The sequence below is a fragment of the Gluconobacter cerevisiae genome (assembly GCF_015244675.1).
Classification (GTDB): Bacteria; Pseudomonadota; Alphaproteobacteria; order Acetobacterales; family Acetobacteraceae; genus Gluconobacter; species Gluconobacter cerevisiae.
The window spans coordinates 293,951-316,037 of sequence record NZ_JABCQO010000003.1 but is presented as its reverse complement, the minus strand read 5'-3'; the positions used below and the strand labels follow the sequence as shown (position 1 = coordinate 316,037).

General features: G+C 58.6%; 20 protein-coding genes and 2 pseudogenes. 15 read left to right on the top strand and 7 right to left on the bottom strand.

From position 1 onward, the window contains the following. Positions 1 to 7 precede the first annotated feature (7 nt). The 5 genes from ltnD to otnI are packed head-to-tail and all read left to right on the top strand — an operon-like array spanning position 8 to position 5,103. Positions 8 to 934: an L-threonate dehydrogenase gene (gene ltnD / locus HKD21_RS06300; RefSeq protein ID WP_228121039.1), complete on the top strand. Its 927-nt coding sequence runs from the start codon at positions 8 to 10 to the stop codon at positions 932 to 934. Beyond that, a complete protein-coding gene (gene otnK, locus HKD21_RS06295; protein WP_194254724.1) occupies positions 931 to 2,220 on the top strand; it encodes a 3-oxo-tetronate kinase in 1,290 nt (429 codons plus the stop codon). Before ltnD ends, otnK begins: the two co-directional genes overlap by 4 nt. Next, positions 2,217 to 2,858, top strand: coding sequence for a 3-oxo-tetronate 4-phosphate decarboxylase (gene otnC, locus HKD21_RS06290; protein WP_194254723.1), 642 nt, complete (start codon positions 2,217 to 2,219; stop codon positions 2,856 to 2,858). The genes otnK and otnC overlap by 4 nt, the downstream gene beginning before the upstream one ends. Before the next feature lie 33 nt (positions 2,859 to 2,891). After that, a complete protein-coding gene (locus tag HKD21_RS06285; RefSeq protein ID WP_194254722.1) occupies positions 2,892 to 4,280 on the top strand; it encodes a GntT/GntP/DsdX family permease in 1,389 nt (462 codons plus the stop codon). Positions 4,281 to 4,305: 25 nt separating this feature from the next. Then, positions 4,306 to 5,103 (top strand): 2-oxo-tetronate isomerase, encoded by a 798-nt coding sequence (otnI, locus tag HKD21_RS06280; RefSeq protein ID WP_194254721.1) that lies wholly within the window; start codon positions 4,306 to 4,308, stop codon positions 5,101 to 5,103. Between the two features lie 88 nt (positions 5,104 to 5,191). On the opposite strand, the pseudogene HKD21_RS14380 reads toward otnI, so the two are convergent. Next, a pseudogene (locus HKD21_RS14380) lies at positions 5,192 to 5,926 on the bottom strand (IS3 family transposase); the annotation flags it as partial. Between the two features lie 87 nt (positions 5,927 to 6,013). Next, positions 6,014 to 7,222: a tyrosine-type recombinase/integrase gene (locus HKD21_RS06260; RefSeq protein WP_194254719.1), complete on the bottom strand. Its 1,209-nt coding sequence runs from the start codon at positions 7,220 to 7,222 to the stop codon at positions 6,014 to 6,016. 320 nt (positions 7,223 to 7,542) lie between these two features. Between HKD21_RS06260 and HKD21_RS06255 the strand changes: the two genes are divergently transcribed. From HKD21_RS06255 to HKD21_RS06235, 5 genes are all read left to right on the top strand, one after another. Further along, positions 7,543 to 8,835, top strand: coding sequence for a tyrosine-type recombinase/integrase (locus HKD21_RS06255; RefSeq protein ID WP_194254718.1), 1,293 nt, complete (start codon positions 7,543 to 7,545; stop codon positions 8,833 to 8,835). A 707-nt stretch (positions 8,836 to 9,542) separates the two neighbouring features. Beyond that, complete coding sequence (locus HKD21_RS06250) at positions 9,543 to 9,749, top strand: hypothetical protein (protein ID WP_194254717.1); 207 nt, start codon at positions 9,543 to 9,545, stop codon at positions 9,747 to 9,749. Then, on the top strand, positions 9,746 to 10,336 hold the full coding sequence (locus tag HKD21_RS06245) for a hypothetical protein (protein WP_194254716.1): 591 nt from the start codon (positions 9,746 to 9,748) through the stop codon (positions 10,334 to 10,336). The genes HKD21_RS06250 and HKD21_RS06245 overlap by 4 nt, the downstream gene beginning before the upstream one ends. Positions 10,337 to 10,408: 72 nt before the next feature. Then, positions 10,409 to 11,056: a hypothetical protein gene (locus HKD21_RS06240; protein ID WP_194254715.1), complete on the top strand. Its 648-nt coding sequence runs from the start codon at positions 10,409 to 10,411 to the stop codon at positions 11,054 to 11,056. Further along, positions 11,053 to 11,700, top strand: coding sequence for a hypothetical protein (locus tag HKD21_RS06235; protein WP_194254714.1), 648 nt, complete (start codon positions 11,053 to 11,055; stop codon positions 11,698 to 11,700). Before HKD21_RS06240 ends, HKD21_RS06235 begins: the two co-directional genes overlap by 4 nt. Before the next feature lie 136 nt (positions 11,701 to 11,836). Here the strand turns inward: HKD21_RS06235 and HKD21_RS06230 are convergent, their stop codons facing one another. From HKD21_RS06230 to HKD21_RS06215, 4 genes are all read right to left on the bottom strand, one after another. Beyond that, complete coding sequence (locus HKD21_RS06230) at positions 11,837 to 12,235, bottom strand: hypothetical protein (RefSeq protein WP_194254713.1); 399 nt, start codon at positions 12,233 to 12,235, stop codon at positions 11,837 to 11,839. 88 nt (positions 12,236 to 12,323) lie between these two features. Further along, positions 12,324 to 12,620, bottom strand: a complete 297-nt coding sequence (locus HKD21_RS06225) for a hypothetical protein (protein ID WP_194254712.1) — start codon at positions 12,618 to 12,620, stop codon at positions 12,324 to 12,326. A 6-nt stretch (positions 12,621 to 12,626) separates the two neighbouring features. After that, the gene (locus tag HKD21_RS06220; protein ID WP_194254711.1) at positions 12,627 to 12,851 is read right to left on the bottom strand and encodes a hypothetical protein; all 225 of its coding nucleotides are present in this window, start codon (positions 12,849 to 12,851) and stop codon (positions 12,627 to 12,629) included. 165 nt (positions 12,852 to 13,016) lie between these two features. Further along, on the bottom strand, positions 13,017 to 13,655 hold the full coding sequence (locus HKD21_RS06215; protein WP_194254787.1) for a LexA family transcriptional regulator: 639 nt from the start codon (positions 13,653 to 13,655) through the stop codon (positions 13,017 to 13,019). Positions 13,656 to 13,846: 191 nt separating this feature from the next. Between HKD21_RS06215 and HKD21_RS06210 the strand changes: the two genes are divergently transcribed. The 5 genes from HKD21_RS06210 to HKD21_RS06190 all read left to right on the top strand — a co-directional run bounded on the left by HKD21_RS06210 (position 13,847) and on the right by HKD21_RS06190 (position 20,763). Then, positions 13,847 to 14,089, top strand: coding sequence for a hypothetical protein (locus tag HKD21_RS06210; protein ID WP_153431064.1), 243 nt, complete (start codon positions 13,847 to 13,849; stop codon positions 14,087 to 14,089). A 90-nt stretch (positions 14,090 to 14,179) separates the two neighbouring features. Beyond that, positions 14,180 to 15,028, top strand: coding sequence for an FkbM family methyltransferase (locus HKD21_RS06205; protein ID WP_194254710.1), 849 nt, complete (start codon positions 14,180 to 14,182; stop codon positions 15,026 to 15,028). Between the two features lie 167 nt (positions 15,029 to 15,195). Further along, positions 15,196 to 16,107 carry a tyrosine-type recombinase/integrase gene (locus HKD21_RS06200; protein WP_118963875.1) on the top strand — a complete coding sequence of 304 codons (912 nt, stop codon included), beginning with the start codon at positions 15,196 to 15,198 and terminating at the stop codon, positions 16,105 to 16,107. Positions 16,108 to 16,126: 19 nt separating this feature from the next. Further along, positions 16,127 to 17,317: an IS91 family transposase gene (locus HKD21_RS06195; protein WP_194254709.1), complete on the top strand. Its 1,191-nt coding sequence runs from the start codon at positions 16,127 to 16,129 to the stop codon at positions 17,315 to 17,317. Between the two features lie 716 nt (positions 17,318 to 18,033). Further along, entirely contained in the window at positions 18,034 to 20,763 is a 2,730-nt protein-coding gene (locus HKD21_RS06190) for an NB-ARC domain-containing protein (RefSeq protein ID WP_194254708.1), read from the top strand. Positions 20,764 to 21,931: 1,168 nt separating this feature from the next. Here the strand turns inward: HKD21_RS06190 and HKD21_RS14620 are convergent. Next, positions 21,932 to 22,087, bottom strand: a pseudogene (locus tag HKD21_RS14620) (integrase core domain-containing protein); the annotation flags it as partial.

Genomic DNA, 22,087 nt, shown 5'->3' with positions numbered 1-22,087 from the left:
ATGGGGGATGACGATGCACGGTAAGGATCAGGCAGGTCAGATCGGAGTGATCGGCCTTGGAGCGATGGGTCATGGTGTCGCGAAATCGTTGCTGCGTGCAGGGTTTCGTGTGGGTGCATATGACGTGCGTGCGGAAGCGCTGACTGCGTTCGAAGCTGAAGGAGGGAATGCATATACTTCGCCCGCCACTCTCGCAGAGGCCTGTGACGCCCTGATCATTCAGGTTGTGAACGCGGAGCAGACAGAACAGGTCCTCTTCGGAGAACAGGGAGCGATCGAGACGCTGAAACCGGATTCTTTGGTCATTTCCTGTGCGACTGTAGCGCCAGCCTTCATTGAAGGGCTCGAGGCACGTCTGAGAAAGCACCATATCTGGCTGCTGGATGCGCCGATGTCCGGGGGGGCCGCCAAGGCGGCTTCCGGCGAGATGACGCTGATGACCTCCGGCCCTGAAGACGCCTATGTCCGTGCCGAAAAGTTTCTGCCTGCCATGGCAGGCAAGGTTTATCGGCTTGGAGCTAAAGTCGGTGTCGGCACACGTGTGAAAATCGTCAATCAGCATCTGGCGGGCATTCATATCGCAGCGGCCGCCGAAGCCATGGCACTGGGCCTGCGCGAAGGCGCTGATCCGGCGACCCTGTATGAAGTCATCACCCATAGTGCCGGCAATTCCTGGATGTTTGAAAACCGGGTGCCCCATATTCTTGCAGGAGATTACACACCGCTGTCAGCGGTGGATATTTTCGTCAAGGATCTTGGTCTGGCGCTTGATACGGCCCGGCGGACGAAATTTCCCCTGCCTCTGGCGGCGACCGCGCATCAAATGTTCCTCAATGCGTCTGCGGCGGGGCATGGTCGGGAAGATGATTCCGCAGTCATCAAGATTTTTCCCGGAATCACACTTCCCCCTTCCGATGGGGGAGAAAAAGCATGACCAGACGCGGAGCCTTTATCGGCTGTATCGCCGATGATTTTACAGGCGCGACCGACATTGCCAGCACGCTGGTCCGTGCTGGTATGAAAACGGTGCAGAGCATCGGAATTCCTGAGGCAGACGATCCGATGATCGCGGATGCCGAAGCCATCGTCGTCGCCCTCAAGTCGCGCACGATTGCGCCCATGGACGCCGTGGCGCAGTCACTGGCCGCTCTGGACTTCCTGCGGGGCGCAGGCTGTCGACAGATTGCTTTCAAATACTGCTCTACCTTTGATTCTACGGAGCATGGCAATATTGGCCCGGTTGCGGAAGCTCTGGCCAAAGCCCTGGGACAGCAGATCACGATTGCCGCGCCCTCTTTTCCCGGTAATGGACGTACGGTCTATAATGGCCATCTCTTTGTTGGTCGTGCGCTTCTCAATGAAAGCGGGATGCAGAACCATCCTCTGACACCAATGAGGGACGCCAATCTCGTACGCGTGCTTCAGGCACAGTCAAAGGGAACTGTCGGACTGATTGATCTTCCGACTGTCCTGAAGGGCGCGGAACATGTCCGGGCAGCGATCGAGAAGGCTCAGGCTGAGGGGGCTACCCTTCTTATTGTCGATGCGATTTCCGAAGCTGATCTGAAAGTGATCGGACAGGCCTGCCATGATCATGTTCTGATCACGGGCGGGTCGGGGATTGCGCTGGGGCTGCCTGACAATTTCAGGACGCATAACGATCTGTCCGGTGCGGATGCTGCTGTTCTGCCGGTCGTGGCAGGGAAAGAGGTTGTGCTCGCCGGCAGTGGTTCTCTAAGGACAAATCTTCAGGTGGCGCGGTGGATTGAGGCGGAACGGCCAGCGTACCGGATTGATGTCATGAAGCTGGCTGCCGGTGAATCGGTTGTGCAGGAGGCGATTGCCTTCTTCGACACTCATACCGATCAGACCGTTCTCATTTATGCAACCAGCCCGGCCGATGAACTCAGGCAGGTGCAGGCCGCGATAGGCGCTCAGAAGGCGGGAGAAATGGTCGAGCATGCGCTGGGCCTTATCGCACGGTCTTTAAGAGACCGAGGTGTCAGACGTTTTGTCGTCGCCGGGGGAGAAACGTCCGGAGCCGTTGTTCAGTCCCTTGGTGTCAAAGGTCTGTGTATCGGCGCGCCGATTGCACCAGGCGTTCCTGCAACCGTGTCAACGGGCAGCGTGCCGCTCGCACTTGCGCTGAAATCAGGGAATTTCGGAGAGGCCGACTTCTTTGAAAAAGCGCTGCTGGCATTGTCGGGAGATCAGTCATGATTGATGAAACAGCCTGCCGCGAAGAAATCTGTGCGATTGGGCGGGACCTGTATGCGCGTGGGCATACAAGCGGAAGTGCGGGAAATATCAGCGCGCGTCTCTCGGATGGCTGGCTCATTACGCCCACGAACGTGTGTCTGGGACGCCTTACGCCCGAAGGAATCGCCAAAACCGATTTTGAAGGCAATCAGGTTTCCGGACCGCGCGCCTCCAAAACGGTAACCCTGCATCGCAGAATTTATGAGCAGAGACCGGACTGCAACGGGATCATCCACACACATTCCACTCATCTTGTTGCGCTGACCCTAGCGGGTGTGGACGCCGAAAACGCCATCCTACCCCCGATCACACCGTACCAGGTCATGAAGATCGGGCGTGTTCCGTTGATCCCCTATGAACGTCCGGGATCGCCGAAAGCGGCCGCCCGGGTGGCTGAACTGGCTTCCTCCGTCAACGGCGTCATGCTGGATCGGCTCGGGCCCGTCGTGTGGGGACGCAGTGTGACAAGTGCCAGTGATGCGCTTGCGGAACTCGAAGAAACCGCGCGCCTGTGGCTGATGACCACGCCCCGGCCTGTACCGCTGGGTGATGCCGCACTTGCGGAGATTGCGGCTGTGTTCGGGGTGAAATGGGACTGACTTGGCCTTTTCGAAAGCAGGAGAAGTCCTGATATGACCCCGATGGTTCTTCTGGTCAGCGCCATTGCCGGCATCGTACTGATGCTGGTGCTGATCATCCGTTTCAAGCTTCATCCGATCCTGACGCTGCTGATCGTCAGCATGTTTGTCGCCCTTTTTGCCGGGATGCCCGCAGCCAAGATCGTCCCTGCAATTGAAGCCGGGATGGGCAAGACGCTGGGACACATCGCCATCATCATCGCCCTCGGGGCCATGATCGGGAAAATCGTTGAGATTTCAGGGGGCGCCCAGGTTCTCGCACGCGATCTTATCGCCCGTTTCGGAAACAGACGCGTCCCGCTTGCCCTGACGCTCGCAGGGTTTCTGATCGGCATTCCGGTCTTTTTCGAGGTTGGCGTGATCATGGTCATGCCACTGCTTTACGGTGTGTCGAACGTAACCCGACGCTCTCTCATGACTTTCGCACTTCCGATGTGCGCGGCCATGCTGACGGTGCATTCGTTCCTGCCACCCCATCCGGGGCCTGCCGCTGCCGCAGCGCAGATTGGTGCGAATATGGGGCGTATTCTGGCATTCGGGGTCCCCATAACCCTGCTCGTCTGTGGAGCGGGTGCCCTGATTGCGCAGCGCATGACGCGACGCGAGTTCACTTACGCGCCAGACATCCGCGCAGCGGTCAGCGGATGTGAAGGGGAGATGTTCAAGGCTGGGCCAGAGTCCTCCGTTCACGTGCTGCCTTCGGCGGAGCCTCCCGGATTCTGGCTGATTGTCGGCCTGATCCTGCTTCCGATCGTCCTCATCATGCTGGGGACCATGCTGTCGATCTTTCTTCCGCCCGGATATTCCTACGCCGGAACTGCCCATCTCATTGGCTCGCCGATAACAGCCCTTCTGCTTGATACGCTTCTTGCAGGATATATGCTGGGTCTGCGACGGGGATGGAGCCTCGAGCAGGTCTCGACCGTTATCGGTTCAGCAGTGCCTGGCGTCGCGATGGTTATCCTGATTGCGGGCTGTGGCGGCGTATTCGGAAATATCCTGGTGGAAAGTGGGATTGGCCACGTCATCTCTGACATGCTCCGCACAACCGGACTGCCTGTTCTCGCACTGGCTTTTATTCTGAGCATGATCCTACGCGCGGTGCAGGGGTCGACGACGGTGGCCCTTGTGACGACTGCGGGAATTCTCGGCCCCATGATTGCCGAGATGCATGCCAACCCCAACCAGCTTGCTCTGCTGGCGCTTGCCATGGGGGGAGGAGGGCTATCGGTGTCTCACGTCAACGACGCAGGGTTCTGGATCTTCACGAAACTGTCCGGAATTGATGTGGCAGACGGTCTGCGGACCTGGACTGTTCTGACAACGACCCTTGGTATTCTGGGGTTTCTGGCAACCTGCATCCTGTGGCCTTTCGTCTCGTAATTCACCACAAAGGAAGTCTCACGTCATGCCCGCTTTTGCCGCAAACCTGACCATGAACTACCCGGAGCTTGAATTTCTCGAGCGTTTTGACGCCGCCGCGCGCGATGGGTTCAAAGGCGTCGAATTCCTGTTCCCATATGCTTTTGACAGGCAGGACCTGAAGACCCGCGTCCGGGGAAACGATCTGCATGTTGCGCTGTTCAATGCCCCTCCTGGAAACTGGGATCAGGGGGAGCGTGGATTGGCGGCACTCCCTGGGCGTGAAGAGGAGTTCGAGCGCACGATCGGGCTGGCACTGGAGTACTCTCAGGTTCTCGGGAACAGCCGCCTGCATGTCATGGCCGGTCTGCGCGATCATGACATCCCGTATGAACGACAGATGGAAACCTATCTGCGGAATATTGAATACGCCGCCTCACAAGCGAAGTCTCTTGGGTTGACTATCGTTCTCGAAGCTATCAATACGCGCAACATGCCCGGATATTTTGTGAACTATCAGGAAGAAACGAAGGCAGTTTGTGACCTGATCGGGGTGGATAATGTGAAGATCCAGTTCGATCTGTATCACGCGCAGATCATGCAGGGTGACCTTGTGGTGCGATTGGAGACCTTATTTGAATCGATCGGCCATATTCAGGCGGCTAGCGTCCCTGATCGGCATGAGCCAGACGCGGGTGAGGTCAATTATCCTTATCTTTTCAAATGGCTGGACCGTGTTGGTTATCGCGGATGGATTGGGTGCGAATATAATCCCCGCTCTACGACATCTGAGGGTCTGGGCTGGTTAAGTCCATGGCTTGGCGTCATAGCAAAAACGCTCTAGCAGCTGTGTTTAAGCGGTGGAAAAAGATCTCCCATTGCCCTTCTGGGTGAACTGCCCAGGGCTTACCGGAGAGGGATTTGTTCAGTACTCAGGCAGCGATATCAAGTCTGCTCTGATCTTCATAGAAGGCGCGTTCGGCTTCGGCGGGCGGCCTGTAGCCGGTTGGCGCCAGCAGGCGTTGGTTATTATATCAGTCCACCCATTTGAGGGTTCCTATTCGACCTGCGCCATGGATTTCCATGACCCCAGATGATGGATAGCCTCGGCCTTGTATAAACCGTTGATGGTCTCTGCCAGTGCATTGTCGTAGCTGTCACCAACCGTGCCGACTGAGGCGTCCATGTCAGCCAGGGCCAAGCGTTCGGTATAGATATTGTGATCCACGGCCCGAATGATGGATCAGCACCTTATTTCCCGCAGGCTTTCGTTGCCAGATGGCGCCTGTTCAAGGGCGTCGAGCACGAACTGGGTGGTCATGGAGGTCGAGACTTTCCAGCCCACGATCCTGCGGGCGAACACACCAATGACAAACGCCACATAGACCATGCCATTCCAGGTCTGGACATAGGTGAAGTCCGAGCCCCAGAGCTGGTTGGGGGCCTTGGCCCGGAACTGCCGGTTGACCCTGTCATCGGGACAGGGGCGCGCCGTATCCGGACGGATCGTGATGACCTTCCGGCCCCGGATGACACCCTTTCAGACCCATCTTGTGCATCAAGCGCTCAGCAGTGCAACGCGCCACCTGTCGCCCTTCATGGTGCAGGCTGTGCCACACCTTGCGCGCACCATAAACAGCACGGCTGTCCTGCCAGATCCGGCGGATATGTTCCTATCGCGCCGGACATGCGGGCCGACCTTATCAAGCTCTTTGATCTGGTATTGCTTTCCACTGAAAGATGGAGGTGGCTGTCTATCGCTTTTGGTGACCGAGAAAATCGGCTGGGGGTGAAGCGTGCTCCATAAGAAGATCGGCGCAGATCTGAGCGAGTTCTTTTCTTCGCTCACGATGAAGAGCACGATTATAGGCTGCTTCCACCCGATCCTTGTTCTGATGCGCCAGCATGAGGTCGATGATGGCCCTGTCGGACGGGTAGCGTTCGTTCATGATTGACGAGAATGACGCCCGAAAGCTGTGCGGAACCTGGCGCCCAGAATATCCTGACCGCTGAAGAAGATAACTGAACGCGTTCTCACTCATCGGGCGATGCGCCCATCGGTTGTTTGGGAAAACGAGCGGCCCTTTGCTTGTCAGCAGGAAAACTGCCTCCAGAATCTCGCGCGCCTGTCGGGAAGGGGGGACTTCATGTTCCCGACGCATCTTCATGCGCTCTGCCGGAATCAGCCAGACGGACCGATCCTCTGAAAGTTCGTGCCATCCCATGGCATGGACCTCGCCGGGACGTACAGAGGTCAGGGCGAGAAAGCGGAGCGCCAGTAACGTCACAGGGTGAGCCGGAATGGCTTCAACCTGACGGAACAGATCGCGCAGTTCCCCCAGATCGGTGATGGCGGGCTGACGACCTTTTTTCAGCGGAACGAGTGCCCCCTTGATGACCGCTGCGGGATCCTGTGTGCCCAGACCGTGGGCAATGCCGAACAGGAAAATCGCACTCAGTCTCTGACGTATCCGGCGTGCCGTTTCCCTGGCTCTTCCGGCTTCGATCTTTCTGATGGTCGCGAGCACCATTGGCGGAGTGATATCGTCAAGATTGAGAGAGCCCAGATCAGGCCAGACGAACCGCTCCAAGCTTGTTTCGACGTTTTTCCGGTGGCGCGGGGTCCAGCGCGAGGCCTGGGAAGCGATCCAGATTTCTCCAACGTTTCTGAGTTGGCGATCTGTCTGTCGGGCTTCTGCCTGACGCTGTTTGCGGGTCAATGAAGGATCCCGACCGGCACGGAGCTCGCTACGTGCCTGATCCCGGGCGTCTCTGGCTTTTGCGAGCGTCACTTCGGGATAAGTGCCAAATGCAAGGAGTTTCTCCTTGCCACCGAAGCGATACTTCATACGCCAGAGGCGCGATCCGTTCGGCTGGACGAGAATAAAAAGACCACCTGCGTCTGCAAGCTTGTAAGCCTTGTCTTTCGGGGCAAGGCGCCGGAGCTGGACATCTGTCAGCATCGATACCCCCAGGACCATTCTGATACCCCCATAACTACCCCCGCATTGCATGCGCTTCAAGGATTGCCACAGTACGCTCTGGATCGTTAAAATCGTCGGAAACCCGCCGAATTCAAGGCCGGATGCGCATCATGGAATGTCATAGAATATATCTTCTGGCGGAGAGGGTGTCCGCCGACCTGGGGCATCACGGAAAAGCAGATCGGTGCAATAACCCTTGTTTTTCATGATTTTACAGAAATCCATGCCATCCTGAAGAAGCAGATAGACGCATTGAAACCTATCCCGTAAGGTGGGACGGAAGATGGGACTAAAAAGCCATGAGCAAGCTTCCGCCGAACCAGATGAATGCCCGCAAGGTCGCCTCCCTCAAAGACGGGGTCTATGGTGATGGCGGAAATCTATGGATCACTGTCCGCGGCGACACCCGGGCCTGGACTTTCCGCTACAAAAGCCCTGAGACCGGCAAAAGACGGGAAATGGGACTCGGTCCCGCCCGGGATATTTCTCTGGCCGATGCCCGGCTCCAGGCGACCGAGAACCGGCGCCTGCTTCTGCAGGGGATCGACCCCCTGGAAGAAAAAGCCCGACAGAAGGGACCTGATGTTCAGGAGCGCACCTTCGCGCAGGTTGCCGAGCAGTACATCACCGAACAGGCGCCGGGCTGGAAAGATCCGCGCTCGGCGCCCATGTGGCGCAGCTCTCTGGAGCGGCATGTCTCTCCCATCCTCGGTCAGAAACCGATTGGCAGCGTCCAGACAGAGGACGTTCTCGCCGTCCTGCGACCGATCTGGGAGAGCACGACCGAAACCGCAACACGGCTGCGTGGACGGATGGAGCGTATTCTGGACTATGCGCAGAGCCACCACTGGCGCGAGGGGGAGAACCCGGCCCGCTGGCGGGGGCATCTGGCCAACATCCTCCCCAAACCCACGGCAGTCACGAAGGTGGTGCACCATGCCGCCTTGCCCTATCGCGACCTCCCGCCGGTCTACAGCCGGCTCAGCGCCGAGCATGGTGTGGGAGCTCTGGCCGCACGGTTCGTCTGCCTGACCGCAACCCGGTCTGGCGAGGTCCGAAAGGCCCTGTGGTCGGAAATCGATCTGAAGAAACAGATCTGGACCATCCCGGCCGAGCGGATGAAGGCCGGGCGGGAGCATCGTGTGCCCCTGACGAACGGAGCGATGGCGCTGCTGTATAAAGTCCAGACCCTGAGATCCAGTCTCGGTGAGGACAGTTTCGTCTTTCCTGGTGGCCGGGTCGGTTCGCCGTTGAGCGATGTCGCGGTCTCCAAGGCCCTCCATCAGGCCGCAGGCACGAAGGATGTGACGATCCATGGTTTGCGCTCCAGCTTCCGGGACTGGGCGGCCGAAGAAACCGACTTTCCGAGGGAGGTCGCCGAAATGGCGTTGGCCCATGCCATCGGTGACAAGGTTGAGGCCGCCTATCGCCGGGGGGATCTCTTCAACAGGCGTTCCGAGATGATGCATGCCTGGGAACGCTTCTGTGCAGGGCAATCCACTGAGGCAATCGCAAAGCCTCAGCGTCCCGATCCTGACAGCGCCCCGCTCTTCACCTGGAAAAACTCTGACATCGGAGATCCAGACGCCTGAACGGGCCTCAATCGCTGAATAATTTTTCCGGATAAGGAATGGTTCCAGCGCCTTCAGAACCCCATCCCCGCCTCTGTGGCAAAATGCATGAATTCTGCTGATCGCCCTGAAGATCCACCAAAAGCCCGATGACGCGTCACGCATGCGTCATTCATGCGTCATGCCGGTCCGAACACTCTCCGTGACGCGTCATCCATGCGTCATGTCGCCATCGCGCGGACCCGGGATGCGTCATTCAAGCGTCACACGACGAGGGCGGATCAGGGTGATACCCGATCAGCAACCTCAGACCATGGCAATGCGCCATGAAATCGTACTGCCAGATCGCTTAAGATGGCACGATACCGGGTTTTTGGAGCAAGGCTCCAAAAACCCTTTTAAAACAGTCCCTTGAAACCGTTTCATGTTCGTGCCCCGCCGGGGGCGTCCGCATCACGTTGTGACGCGTCATCCGGACCTGCACGCGCCCCCGTTCCGGGGTCGCGCCGCCCTGAGGGCGGCGGTGCAGAACTCAACCTTTCTCGCTCTCTCATGACGGGAAATGATCAGGGGGGGTCTGTCGTTTTTTTGGCTTCGCAAGGGAGGGCCGGGCTGGTCCTCACCCCAGATGGGCTCACGCGGGGCGTGAGCTGGAATGGTCGCCGTGCGACCAGAGCGAGGATTTTCTCTCTCGTTCTCTGGGCTACCTCTTTTTGGAGCCTTTCGCAATGACCAGATCAGTCACCGAACTCGACACGCTTTTTGATGCTCACGCCGTCCTGGCAGGCATTGTTCTTCCCATACTGCGCGATGTGATCGCGCAGCCCGGAGCCTTCACAAGCGACACCCGGCTTGAGGGAACGCTGATCGTTCTGGCGCAGACGATCCGTTCCCTGAACCGGGCGCTGACGGACCGCGTAGGAGACCGGACATGACGCCCTTCCGGCGCACGGACCTCGCTGTCCGCCTGATGGGTCTTGTCTCCTCCCGTGATCGCCGGGACGCTCCGCTCAGGACGACCGGGAGTGCGGTATGTCTGTACGATCTTGTCCTGTCCCGGACTGAGCCCGTGCCCGTGGCCGAACGTCTGGGGCTGTGGTTTCCCTGTCTGTCCGCCGATCAGGACCCGGCCAACCGGCAGGCTCTGTGGGACCAGATCCTGCACCAGCCCATGCCAGACTTCACGGGTGCAGGAGAGGACGGCACAGACAGCATCCTCTCTTCTGCTGTCCTTCTTCCGGATCTCGTCCTGCTCATGGGGGTGCAGGAGATGGCCTGGCTCGGGCCCTGCTCAACGAAAACGCCGCAGGTCATGACCCTTGCCGCTCTGATGCTGCAGCTTGCGCCAGAGTTGGCAGGGATTGGAGATGATCCGGAAAGACTTCTGGCCCGGTTTGCAGCGGAAGATCGCTCGGGCGTTCATCCGGCTTCCGATCTCGTCCGTATTCAGGCCGCGGCCCGACTGATCGAAACCCTTTGGACCGGACAGGTGCCTGGGAGCGGCCTCAAGTATCGCCCGTAACACCTGACACCGACCGGCCCGACAGCGTCGGCCTGTCCCTTTATTTCATCTTCTCAAAAATCTGGATGCTTCATGCTTCTTACAAAAATCCCGGTCGCTGCGGCGACCGTGCCCCGTCACGCGCGCTCATTTTTCGAGCCCACGGATGACGATCTCGATCTGTATCGTGACATCAGTTACAAACTGAAGGCACAGCCGCCCTCAAGCCTGTTCCGCTACCTTCAGCCGGCGGGGCGGCATCTCACGCAACTGGGTGATGAAGGACCCGGCGTCTGGGCCGGTCTCCTGCGCAGGGTCGAGCAGCGCTGGCCCGGTCTGCCCAGCCATGGCCGCGTTGCCTCTGACGGAACCCGGCTGAATTCAACCCCGGAGCGGATTGCCTATGAGGCGATCAAACCCATTGTTCCGCGGGATGTCGCGCTGGACTTGGAAATTGCCCTCGACCCGTCTCAGCAGCCACGGTTCTATTCCGATTTCGCGATCCGTTTCGGGTCACGTGTCATGCATATCGAAATTGTAGGCGCCTGCGGTGCGGACCGCGTGACGCGCAATGACTGCGAAGCGAATCTTCTGGCGCAGTTCGACCGGCGTCTGGAGGTCTACCGGCAGAAGTGCCTTACGCCCGAGATCTGGTATCTCAACGACCTCCTTGAGCCAGCGCAGTTACAGAAGCGTTTCCTCGCCCTGGTAGCGCAGCTGCGCGCGGGAGGCGGGTCATGACCCCTGGTCCGATCCGGCTGCCGCGCTGGCCCATCACGCGCCTGAAACTGCTCGACATGACGCCGGATCAGAAAGGAGCGCCCTATGCGGGCGCTCCTGTCACGCTGCTGCAAAGGGACGGGTTTGTCGAAGGGCGCAGCCTGCTCTGGCTGGGGGAACCCCGGCGCGCCTCGGGTCATCTTGAGGAAAGTCTTGACGAGCACGGGCAACCCGCTCTGACCATCAGCGATCCCCTGTTCCGCGCCCTGATGCCGGTGGATGCGCCGAGACCTTTTGTTCTGGCAGGGTTTCACATGTCCTTCCTGCGCTGCGTGATGGGTGGGCCGCAGGATCAACCGCCTTATGATCTCTGTCTGTACCGGCTCGCACGACAGCGGGCGTCGTGGTTGCGGCCGTGTGGGTTGCAGGAATCCGCCCTCGAACTGCGTACGGACCTGATGACAGAACTGACGCGGGACAGCCCTTTCCTGCGTCTGAACTGCGCAACGGCTCTGCTTGAAACACTGCTGGAATGGGAGCCGCTGAACCGGCTGCTCGTATTGTCAGGAAATGTCGTCTCTCCACCGCCTGGCGAGGAGGAACCCTTCGGCCAGGCCGCAGAGTGGAGCTGTCTGCCTCAAGGTCCTGCCATGCTGGAAGAGTAGGTCATCAACCTACATTTCCATTCTAGCAGAGAGCTGTTTTCAATATATCCATTGGGTCGGACGAGGCCTTCCGGTCTTCCCCGGCCTGAATCATCCCCTCTGCTTTCAACGGCAGAGGGGACTTTCTTCTGTAACCTCAGAACAGCCCGCTGCCGGTTTTGACGGCAGAAGAATTCATGGTGTGGTGCCAGACGACATCGCCGCTGAAGATTACGGTCAGTGTCTTTTCCGTGCCATGAGTGCCCTGATGCAGGTCGCCATAGAGCGGAATGAAGTTGGCAGCGTCAGACGAGGCATTGGTAAACGCATAGCGCCACTGTTCATGACCGCTATCAGTGAACGTGCTTTCGCGCGGATCTCCGAACAGCGCCCGAATCTGGTCCTTGGTGGTCACACCATCATGGATCTTCTGATCAATGGAGGCGCTGGTCTCGTTTTTAAGAGCTTCGTTCCCTTCCGAGGCACAGCCTGTCAGGGCGACCAGTCCGGTGAGAGACAATGTGACGGCCAGGGTTCTGAGAAGACGTGCAGACATGCGGGATCCTTTGCTGTTTTTGCAAAACAGTCGATGACGGGAGAATTAGAAAAAAGCGGGCGACCTGCCGAAAAACGAACGGACCGTCTCAGTCCAGCCCGCGAAGCCTGCGGCGGTCTTCAGCAGCTTTCAGTTTCCGGAGAAACGGTTCTCGCGGAGCCGTCCAACAGCTCATGCCCAGAATGAACGCAAAGAGCGGATGCCAGGGCAGAGCCAGGGCGATGCCGCACAAAAGACAGGCACCCGCTCCGAACCACGAGACATATCTCAGCAGAAGCCGTGTCTCGTCTTCCTCAGCCCCGTATTCTTCGAGATAGTCAGCCAGACGGGCCGCGCGTTTTGCTTCGGTCGCCTCGCTGTACAGACCGTCTGTTGAAGACGTCATGAGCGCTTATCTCCCCCAGTGGGCGTGGAAGACGACCCGGATCACCAACGCCGTACCCAGCATCAGCGCCGCAGGAGGCAGGATGTCGCGCGCCTTCAGCCACGCGAACAGCCTGACCGACGATCCGAGCGCCAGCACCAGCAGGAGAAGAACGATCAGCACAAGAAGGGTGGAGACGACCATGTCAGGCGCCCCCTGACAGGCAGGAACAGGGGCCAGACCGGAAGACACAACGGGACAAAGACATCATCGCCAGCTCCTTGCAGTTCCTGTGTGGCAGGACAGCCCTGCACACACGATGAACTCAACAAGTCAGATGATCTACGATTTCCCGTGTGTCGTCAATACGGATATGCGCCTATTTATTCAAACAGGTTCCCGTATATCGTGAGCGCCTCAGGGATGAGGCACGCCGCCGATCCAGACCACTTCGCCGAGCAGTTTGAAGCACTCCAGGCGATCGGCCTCAACGTCCTGAGGCGGGTAGCGATGATTGTCAGCAATCACTCGGACCCCGCCACCGAGTTTGGGGTCAAGGCGACGGATCAGGATGGCGCCAGCACTCTCCAGCGCATAGAGCGCGCTGCCCGTCACGGTCGTGACGCTCCGGTCCACGATGACCAGATCACCCGAGGACAGGGTCGGCTCCATCGCATCCCCTGCATTGCTGATAAGGCAGAGAGCTGTGAGGTCTCGGGGAATGACACTCTGCAACCAGTCACGGCCAATCCGCAGGCCGTCTTCATGATGATCATACCAGGGCACAACGATCTGACGGGTCGAGGTGGTCTGGACCGTTGTCGCCCCGGAGGGTGAGCCGCCGGCCGTGCCAAAGGCGATCCAGTCCAGGGACACACCGCAGACCCGGGCCAGCGACGCAAGGGCGGAGAACTTCATCTCCCCGCCATTCATGTAGTCTCTCAGGGTCGTATACGGCACGCCCGCCGCCTTGGCGGCATGGGTGATGCCAATACTCTGCGCCGCTTCGCGGAGGCGCTCGCCGCGCTCGCGCATCAGGCGGATCTGGTCGTCCATGAGTTTACGCTTTCGCCTGGAATGTCGGGGCACGCAGAGGGTCCTCATTCGGAAATGAGGTATCAATACGATATTCCGCTTGATATGAAAGTCGAAAAACCGTATTTCTTGGCATCGAAATGTTGCGTGGCCCGTGACTCGTCATCGTCAGATCCTCGCATGAAACCGACATTTTTGTCCAAGGGATTGTCATGCCTGAAGATCCACTGTTGCCACCACCCCGTCCAGCCGGTCTCGAGGACCTGCATGCTGGCCTGCATGACGTGCTGCGTCTGATCGAGATCGAGCATGCGCTGCTCAAAGGGCGCCTCGAGAGTCTGCGGGCGGACACGGAAGGCGCGCGTCTGCTGGAGGGCGTGATGGTGCTCGGCGCCGTGCTGCAACAGCGGATGGGCAGCCTGCTCCAACTTTGTCGCGAGGTCGGGAAGCTGTGACGGAACGGTCCGTCGGACACAGCGCGTCCTGACCCTGCCGTTTGCTTCATCGAAGCCCCGTTACTCCCTTCCATACGGTCATCATCTCTTATGTCAGAACACTCAGACCCGTCTTCTGAGCACATTGTGCTGGACGGATACGGCCTTACGCGTGTCCTGTCTTTTGGATCCTATCCGCTGACAGAGGCGCAGAAGAAGATCCGGAAAGTCTTCTTCAACACTCCCTTGGGGTACAGCCGTCTGCGTCGGCCGTTCATGGAACGGTTCAAACGAGACTGCTCCTCAGGTCCTGTCGATGCGACCCTGTTCGGGTTGAAGGTGCGGTTTTACCCGCAGGACAACCAGACGGATGCAAAATCGGCGGTGTGTGGCGCGTGCTACAATCATCGCGAGCTGAAATGGCTGCGGCGTCATCTGCCGAAAGGCGGCACGTTTGTAGATGTGGGCGCGAATATGGGGTTCTTTTCGCTCTATGCCGCCCAGAGAGAAGCCCGTGTCATCGCCGTTGAACCGAACCCGGTGCTGTTCGAGCGCCTGACGACCAATATGAGGCTGAACGGGATGCAGGCCGATCTCTTACGTGTCGCCGTCGGGGATCAGGAGGGCTCCGGTCAGCTCGTGCAGATGAACGGGGATTTCGGCGGCGGTCGGGTCGGTGCCGGGCACGGTGCCGCAGTGCGTATCCGTCCGCTTCTGGACATTCTGCAGGCCTGCGATGTGACGGCCGTGCATGTTCTGAAAATCGACATCGAAGGTTATGAAGACCGGGCGTTGCTGCCGTTTTTTCGCGAGGCGCCAGCGACGTTGTGGCCTGATCATCTCATCATGGAAGACACCGAGCATGGCCGGTGGGCCCAGGACGTCTTTCCGGTGCTGCGGCGCTGTGGGTATGAGCGCCGTGGGCGTAGCCGGGGGAATCTTCTCCTCTCCAGGTTCTGACTGGCGCTGGAGAGGAGAAGTTTGTCAGCTTTGGGGGGGAGAACGAACCCGCTGCGCGGGATTGGTGCGGTGTGCAGGTCTGTCACCACGGCGTGAGCGATCTGTTTTATTTGGAACTGTCCTGATCTGGTCAAGCACTCTGGCTTCTTCCCACCAGAAGGAGCCGGATGATGACAGAGTCCCTGTGCATTGCTGCAATCAGTCCCCTTCGCCAGCGCCTGCTTGATGACATGGCGGTGCGGCGGTTCTCCCGGGAGACGCAACGCAATTACCTTCGCGATGTCGGCCGTTTCGCCACGTTTCTGGGCCGCTCACCCCACACGGCAACAGTCGAGGATGTGCGCCAGTTTCAGATTGCGCAGAACGCGGCTGGCATGCCGACACCGACCATGAATGCCATCGTGTCGGCGCTGCGGTTTTTCTTCACCCAGACGCTCGACCGCCCCGACCTTGCACGCAGGCTGGTCCGGGTAGCGCAGCCCCGCAACCTGCCCGTCGTGCTGAGCCGTGATGAAGTTGCCCGGTTGCTCAACGCGACCGTATGCCTCAAGCATCAGGCCGCCCTGTCGGTCGCCTATGGGGCAGGCCTGCGGGTGGCCGAGGTCGCCGCTCTCAAGATCAGCGATATCGACAGCGAGCGCATGCTGCTCAGGGTCGAACGGGGCAAAGGGGGACGATATCGCAACGCCATGCTTCCGGCAGACCTTCTGCCCCTGCTGCGGGAGTGGTGGAAGGCCGGACGCCAGCAGGGCGTGATGCATTCCGGTGGCTGGCTTTTTCCCGGCCAGGACACCATGAGGCCCATCAGCACACGGCAGCTCCATCGTGTGGTTGTCGATGCCGCGCGGGCTGCTTCGATCACCAGACGTGTGGGGCCTCATACCCTGCGGCACAGCTTTGCCACGCACCTGCTTGAGGATGGTGTTGATGTCCGCGTGATCCAGGTTCTGCTGGGTCATTCCCGCCTGGAGACCACGGCCCTTTATACAAAAGTTGCGACACGGACCGTGCGGGCCGTCATCAGTCCGCTCGACAGGCTGGGCATGCTGACGACGGCGCAGGCAAGGCCCGACGGCTGATCCCGGAGCAGGGGCGGTCATGTCCGCCTCCCTCGCACTGGGGGACATCTTTCGGGCTGCCGGTCCTGCCTGGCGGTCAGCCCATGCCGGCCGTCTCCCCCTGCAGCAGCTCAAGGTCATGTCGGCGATCGAACATTGTCGCACGGCGGCCCTTGGTGGTCATGTCGCGGCCTGCGGGGACTGTGGACACTGGCGGATCGCCTATAACAGCTGTCGCAACCGTCATTGTCCGCGCTGTCAGGGGAACGCCGCGCGGACATGGCTGGCCGAGCGGGAGGCCGATCTGCTGCCGGTCGGGTATTTCCATGTCGTCTTCACCCTGCCTGCGCGGATCGCCCACATCGCGCTCCAGAACAAGGCCGTTCTCTACGCCCTGCTGTTCCAGGCCGCCTCGGAGACGATGATGACGATCGCCGCCGATCCCCGGCATCTGGGTGCCCGCATCGGCATCACCGCCGTGCTGCACAGCTGGGGTTCGGCGCTGACCCACCATCCCCATGTGCACATGATCGTGCCGGGTGGCGGTCTCTCGCCCGATGGCCGGCGCTGGATCTCGTCACGCCCGGCCTTCCTGCTGCCCGTCCGGGTGCTGGGCAAGCTGTTCCGCCGCCTGTTCCTGACCCGGCTGCTGGCACTTTTCGACGCCGATCGGCTGGTCTTCCGGGGGCAACTTGCCCCTTTGGCAGACCGCCGTGCCTTCCTGCGGTATCTGGCCCCTGTGCGCAGCAGGCGCTGGGTCGTCTACGCCAAGCCCCCGTTTGCCGGTCCAAAAGCGGTGCTGGCCTATCTGTCACGCTATACCCACCGTGTCGCCATCTCGAACCGCCGCCTCCTGGCGTTCAACGAAAACGGCGTGACGTTCCGCTACAAGGACTACCGGCGGGACACGGCCCACCAGCAGCAGGTCATGACACTCGCCACGGATGAGTTCATCCGCCGCTTCATGCTGCATGTCCTGCCACGGGGATTTCATCGCATCCGCCATTATGGCCTGCTGGCCAGTTCCAGCCGCAAGGCCAGCCTCGCCCGGGTGCGGGAACTGCTGAATGTCATGTCCACACCAGCGCCAGAAGTCCCGGAAACCGAACCGGTCACGCCACCGCCGTGCCCATGCTGTGGTGGTCCGATGGTCGTCATCCAGATCCTTCCCCGATGGTGCCAGCCCCGAGGGCCACCCCGGGCGACTGCTCCGGCCGGGGGATCACCATGACAGCCCGCAGAGATTACAGCATGACCGATCCCGATGTCGGAGTGGCTCCGCTCCGGCAAACCGGGGCTCCTGTAAGCATCACCGGAAAAGCCGGGAAAATCGCTGTCTGCACCGCAAATTCTGTCATCGCGTCATGCAGATCCGGTCATAAAAACCCGTTCCAGTTCCACAAACGCACCTGTATGTTCTGGCTCAGGCTCTCCCCCGGGGCGGCGCCAGTTGCAAATTCCCCATAACTGAGTCCCGGTGTCGCGGGTTCGGTCTTCCCAGACTTTCGTACGCCTCGCGGCGCCCGAAACCCTTCAGGAAAGCGGAACGTCTGCTATTGGGCAGGATGATCAGCCGATCGGAAGTTCATATGAACGATCTTCGCGACAGCTTCGCGCCAAACCCGGCCGTTGTGCTGCCCCATTGCCTTCTCCAATAGCGGACTTAACCCTCACTTGGATCAATCCTCGAGATCGGGACTAAGTCGCGCCATTTACGATTGGACCAATGAAGGACAGCTCCTGGCCGAAGCGGGCTTCCGAGCGTTTTCCCGTCACCCTCCTCAAGTTAGGTAGAGAGGCCGTCTCCGATCTGGTGACTGGCTGGCCTGCTGTCGTGCGCGGGCCAGCAAAAACTAAGCCTTGGCTTGAAAGCTTGGCGAGGTAATCTTCTTCAGACACACTCGCACGAAGCGGCGACAAGAAGATTTGAACGATTTGGAGGGCATCTTGAACGACGAGCTTCACAGACGTTTCGTGCGGGATCTGCTAGAGGATCTACAAGGCGTAAGCGGTGCAAGTTTGGAAAAGCTGCTCAAGCCTATCTGGGACAAAATGGCTGGCGCGACCGTGCAGGCCAACGGACTCAACCTACAGGGAGCGCCTGTATCGGGGGCACTGGATGCACTATGGCCGGACGGTAGCGCGTCCGAGGCGAGTTCTGACAAGGATTTCTTCAACTCTACGGAGGCGAAGCTTCGGCATGACATCCGACATCTGCGACGTGCTGCTCCCCATATCCGTCATTGGCGAATCTTTAGCACGCGCCATGCCGGTCCGACGGCCCGCACTCGGCAAAGCAAGCGCAGAGCGAGGTATCTGGCACTCGGAGTGACGATCGACGTTTATGCGGGGCAGGATATTGCCGATTACATCGTCAAGGAGTGCCTCCTTGACGATGTAATCATAGAGCGTATCGCACCAATTCTGCCCAATCTGCGTCGTATAAATGAGCAGTACGCGGCAAGTCAGAGGGTCCCCGACCTCGATAGGGCGTTCTGCGGTCGTAAAGATGAAATCGACGCGGTCAAGGGTAGGTTGGACAACGACCGTTGCGTCGTGATCTCCGGGATGGGCGGGATCGGAAAGACCGAGTTGACTTGCGCGGTGGCACACGCTGTTCGAGATCAATACGAGCAGATTATATGGGTCGATGCTGCCGACCTAAAGGACGCAATTGAGCTCGATGCCTTCGACGTCCGAAGTAATGGCTACAAACTTAATGTAATTGGCATCCTCCGGACGCAGAGTGCACTAGTGGTTCTCGATAACGTCACCGTCGACCTTGATCTTGATGCCCTAGCAGCAAAGTGCGGGCCAGCCTCCAACGTCCTACTCACGTCCCAGGTCGCCTGGGGCGCCGATCCGCTGAAGCTGGAGGAGCTCTCTGAAATTGACGCGAAAGAGGTATTGTCGGCCGGCGCACCGACGCCGTGTCCGTCGACCGTCCTAAAGGAGGTTTTCGATGCCGTGGGCGCCCATCCGTTGCTGCTCCGGATACTCAACGGCTTAGTTAGGGACGAGCAGGTCGCATGGGAAGAGCTCGTGGAGGAATGCGCTTACCTACCGTCTGCGATTGACGACCGTAGGCAGACGGTTGCGCAGCGGATTGTTCGCCGCAATCTTGCCGTGCTCGGCTCCCGTCTTGCTCCGTTCCTGTGGGCCGGTTCCGCGACCCTCGATTCCTTGCTCGCCAAGCGTATCATGGGCAAGAGCGGCATTATTGACTTGGAGCGCTGGGCATTTCTCATGCGCAGTCAAGAAGGAACCGAACGTCTGCATGACATTGTCTATGCCTCCGCCAAGGCGTTGAGCACAGAAATTCCAATCGCAGAACAAGACCTGCGCGCAAAATTGGAAAAGCTACTGCGCGCCGCCATTGATCCGAAAAAAGTCGATTTCGTGCGCGTGGCGCGCCGTCACAGTGCGCTCCTCACGCGGCTGCTCACCGAGCGACCTGAAGCGGGGATACTACGCTACGCGTATTTACACAGCGCCGCTCCCTGCGATCTCAATCCGGAACTGATCGGGGATCCAGCAACTGATGCGGAAGGCTCTGTCAACGGCCCGGAGCGCGAATGGGTGCTCAGTGTAGTGGAAGCGATTGAAATCAGCTACCGCAACATGCGCGATCGAGGCGAAAAGCAGGCCGCGAAGCATGAACTCGAAGGCCGTATGCCGACTTTCGACCATCTTGAGCGGCGAGTGGGGTCGTCATCTCCAAGTCTCACAACCATCCGGCATCACCGGGCAAAGTCGCTGTTGAAGCTAGGCAGAGTGCAGGAAGCAAAGGCGAGCTTCGAGAAGCTAATCGAGAACGATCCGGTTGCCTACCCGTCCATGCTACAACTGGCTCGGTTGCTCACCGACGAATCTGACCGTGCAAAAACACTGCTGTTCAATATCATTGAGGCGGAACAATCGGAGCCAGGCTCCGTGCAAATCAGTACGCTAATAGAGTTACTCGCGACTATGCGCCGTGGGCATCTTCAACAGTTTAGCCGTGAAATGACAAACCGATACGGCGTGTTCATGGCCCAGATGATCAAAGCCGCAACATGGTCAGGGGAGTCGCAGCCCGTCCGCGCGTTTGCAGCTTTCGGACCCGACTGGGCTTACAGTCAACCCGAATTATTCCTTGAGATCTTTGAGGAGATTAACCTCGGCGACCCGTCATCGTCCGAGGACGATGACGAGCGCGTTGCCGTAGGGCGTATCTGCATTGCCGCAGCGAAGATGCTCGTTCGTTTGGGGAAGGCAGCCGAAGCGAAAGCAGAGATCAAGCGGGCGCTATCATTCTTTGTGGCACTTCGTCGGGTGTCCCCATTTGCCTCGGTGCACTACGCCGATGCGGCGCTGATGGATGGCGATCCGGCACGAGCTGGTGGGATCCTTGATGAGATCCCCGAGCGTCAACGCGGCTCATTTTGGTACCTTCGTCGTGCTGAATCGGCAAGAGGCACAGGAGACCCGGGTGCCCTTGATCTTATCGATAAGGGGCTAGCGATGTCCATGCCGTCAAAGTATCGGGCGACCTTTTTCGCCGCTAAGGCCGATATATTACGTCCTACAGATCCCGATACGGCTACGACGCTGCTCACAGATGCGATCGACTGCTGCGAAGATGAGAAGTTTAGATTGGAACTCACCAAACGGCTTTCTGACTGGAAAGCCACCTGAGCGAGCCATGCTGTCGAACAGAGTGAATGCCCGATCCATGTTCCACCCTATCTGGCCGACCGTTATCGAAATGATGCGGGACTCACAATCAGTGAACCAACGATATTTGCTGACGCTGCTGAAATGGAGTCGAGCGGCGAATGGTGGCTTCTGTCAGCAAGAGATATTCGTGTAGAAACACGCAAGGGTCGAGGTTGGTCGAGAACTGCCAAGGCGTCCAGTCAATGCAAAGTCTGCTTTAATCTTCTTTACCCCAAAAGCAGACTATCGGATCCCGGCCCACCACGGTGATAGATTTGAACCAATAATGTCCGCCATGCGGAGAGCGATCTGAATAACGACAGATACCACGTGCAGCAGTCTTGCGGACTACGCACAGTTGCTGTGTGTCGTCAATTTCAATGATGATAGCATTCATCGGGAACAAGGGCAGAGAAACTGCGTCAGAAGCTAAATCTCACAACTGCGCAGCCCGCAGTAACGAAGAAGCGGTTCTGCGACAAGACAACGCCTCATACCAGCACACGACATTCTATCGCATACTAGTCAAGACCGACAGAATATTAGAAATCCGTGCCGATCTTCATTATCTTGCATCCCATGCTGTAAATATTCTCCTCATTCAGGTTCGAGCAGAGATCCCGCACCGATTCGCTTTTGATCAATCGAGTAAAACCGTCAAAGTCCAACTGAGAGCGCCTGAGATATCTCTTATTTACAGTGAGGAGTCGGGTTGGAGTTTAGATAGGAAATTTGTGCGTCTATGGCTCTGATCTCGACGACAAGCTTATCCCTTTCTTTCTGAAGCTCAGTTAGCGTGAAAGAGATGGCCTCTGCTGGCGTGGTGAAGAAGCCCAAAATATTTTTAGGCTGAGACGAATCATCGACTACCTCATAACGGACAGTGTCAGCCTCCCAATCCCCATCTTCTCGGCGAAGGCCCATCTTGTTAATTAGTAAGTGCATATAGTGGATTTCCTCATCTTAGAACTCGTGCTAGTTTAAAGAGGCATAGTCCCTGAGACAATAGTATAATTATAAATCTTTAAACGACCCATGGACATATTGACGTGCTCCCCAAAAACCAGCCATTTTGAGTTGGAGTTTTCCATCTATTGACCTGCTTCCAAACGTTGGACCGCCGGATGGTAGAGTTTCCGACGTGGTTTCACAGTAACGAACTGGATACGTCACCGGGAATATGCAGCGAGACGGGCGTCATGTTGCCAATCGCCCCATGTAGGCGGACCTAATTGTAGTCTCTGCGCCAAGCCTCGAACTTTTCGCGTGCACCCGCAAGTGTCAGGAACCAGTGAGCGTTCAA

Excerpts from the sequence above, each read along its gene's own strand:
- ltnD (WP_228121039.1), top strand. The coding sequence starts at position 8 with ATGACGATGCACGGTAAGGATCAGGCAGGTCAGATCGGAGTGATCGGC.
- otnK (WP_194254724.1), top strand. The coding sequence starts at position 931 with ATGACCAGACGCGGAGCCTTTATCGGCTGTATCGCCGATGATTTTACA.
- otnC (WP_194254723.1), top strand. The coding sequence starts at position 2,217 with ATGATTGATGAAACAGCCTGCCGCGAAGAAATCTGTGCGATTGGGCGG.
- HKD21_RS06285 (WP_194254722.1), top strand. The coding sequence starts at position 2,892 with ATGACCCCGATGGTTCTTCTGGTCAGCGCCATTGCCGGCATCGTACTG.
- otnI (WP_194254721.1), top strand. The coding sequence starts at position 4,306 with ATGCCCGCTTTTGCCGCAAACCTGACCATGAACTACCCGGAGCTTGAA.
- HKD21_RS06260 (WP_194254719.1), bottom strand. The coding sequence starts at position 7,222 with ATGCTGACAGATGTCCAGCTCCGGCGCCTTGCCCCGAAAGACAAGGCT.
- HKD21_RS06255 (WP_194254718.1), top strand. The coding sequence starts at position 7,543 with ATGAGCAAGCTTCCGCCGAACCAGATGAATGCCCGCAAGGTCGCCTCC.
- HKD21_RS06250 (WP_194254717.1), top strand. The coding sequence starts at position 9,543 with ATGACCAGATCAGTCACCGAACTCGACACGCTTTTTGATGCTCACGCC.
- HKD21_RS06245 (WP_194254716.1), top strand. The coding sequence starts at position 9,746 with ATGACGCCCTTCCGGCGCACGGACCTCGCTGTCCGCCTGATGGGTCTT.
- HKD21_RS06240 (WP_194254715.1), top strand. The coding sequence starts at position 10,409 with ATGCTTCTTACAAAAATCCCGGTCGCTGCGGCGACCGTGCCCCGTCAC.
- HKD21_RS06235 (WP_194254714.1), top strand. The coding sequence starts at position 11,053 with ATGACCCCTGGTCCGATCCGGCTGCCGCGCTGGCCCATCACGCGCCTG.
- HKD21_RS06230 (WP_194254713.1), bottom strand. The coding sequence starts at position 12,235 with ATGTCTGCACGTCTTCTCAGAACCCTGGCCGTCACATTGTCTCTCACC.
- HKD21_RS06225 (WP_194254712.1), bottom strand. The coding sequence starts at position 12,620 with ATGACGTCTTCAACAGACGGTCTGTACAGCGAGGCGACCGAAGCAAAA.
- HKD21_RS06215 (WP_194254787.1), bottom strand. The coding sequence starts at position 13,655 with ATGGACGACCAGATCCGCCTGATGCGCGAGCGCGGCGAGCGCCTCCGC.
- HKD21_RS06210 (WP_153431064.1), top strand. The coding sequence starts at position 13,847 with ATGCCTGAAGATCCACTGTTGCCACCACCCCGTCCAGCCGGTCTCGAG.
- HKD21_RS06205 (WP_194254710.1), top strand. The coding sequence starts at position 14,180 with ATGTCAGAACACTCAGACCCGTCTTCTGAGCACATTGTGCTGGACGGA.
- HKD21_RS06200 (WP_118963875.1), top strand. The coding sequence starts at position 15,196 with ATGATGACAGAGTCCCTGTGCATTGCTGCAATCAGTCCCCTTCGCCAG.
- HKD21_RS06195 (WP_194254709.1), top strand. The coding sequence starts at position 16,127 with ATGTCCGCCTCCCTCGCACTGGGGGACATCTTTCGGGCTGCCGGTCCT.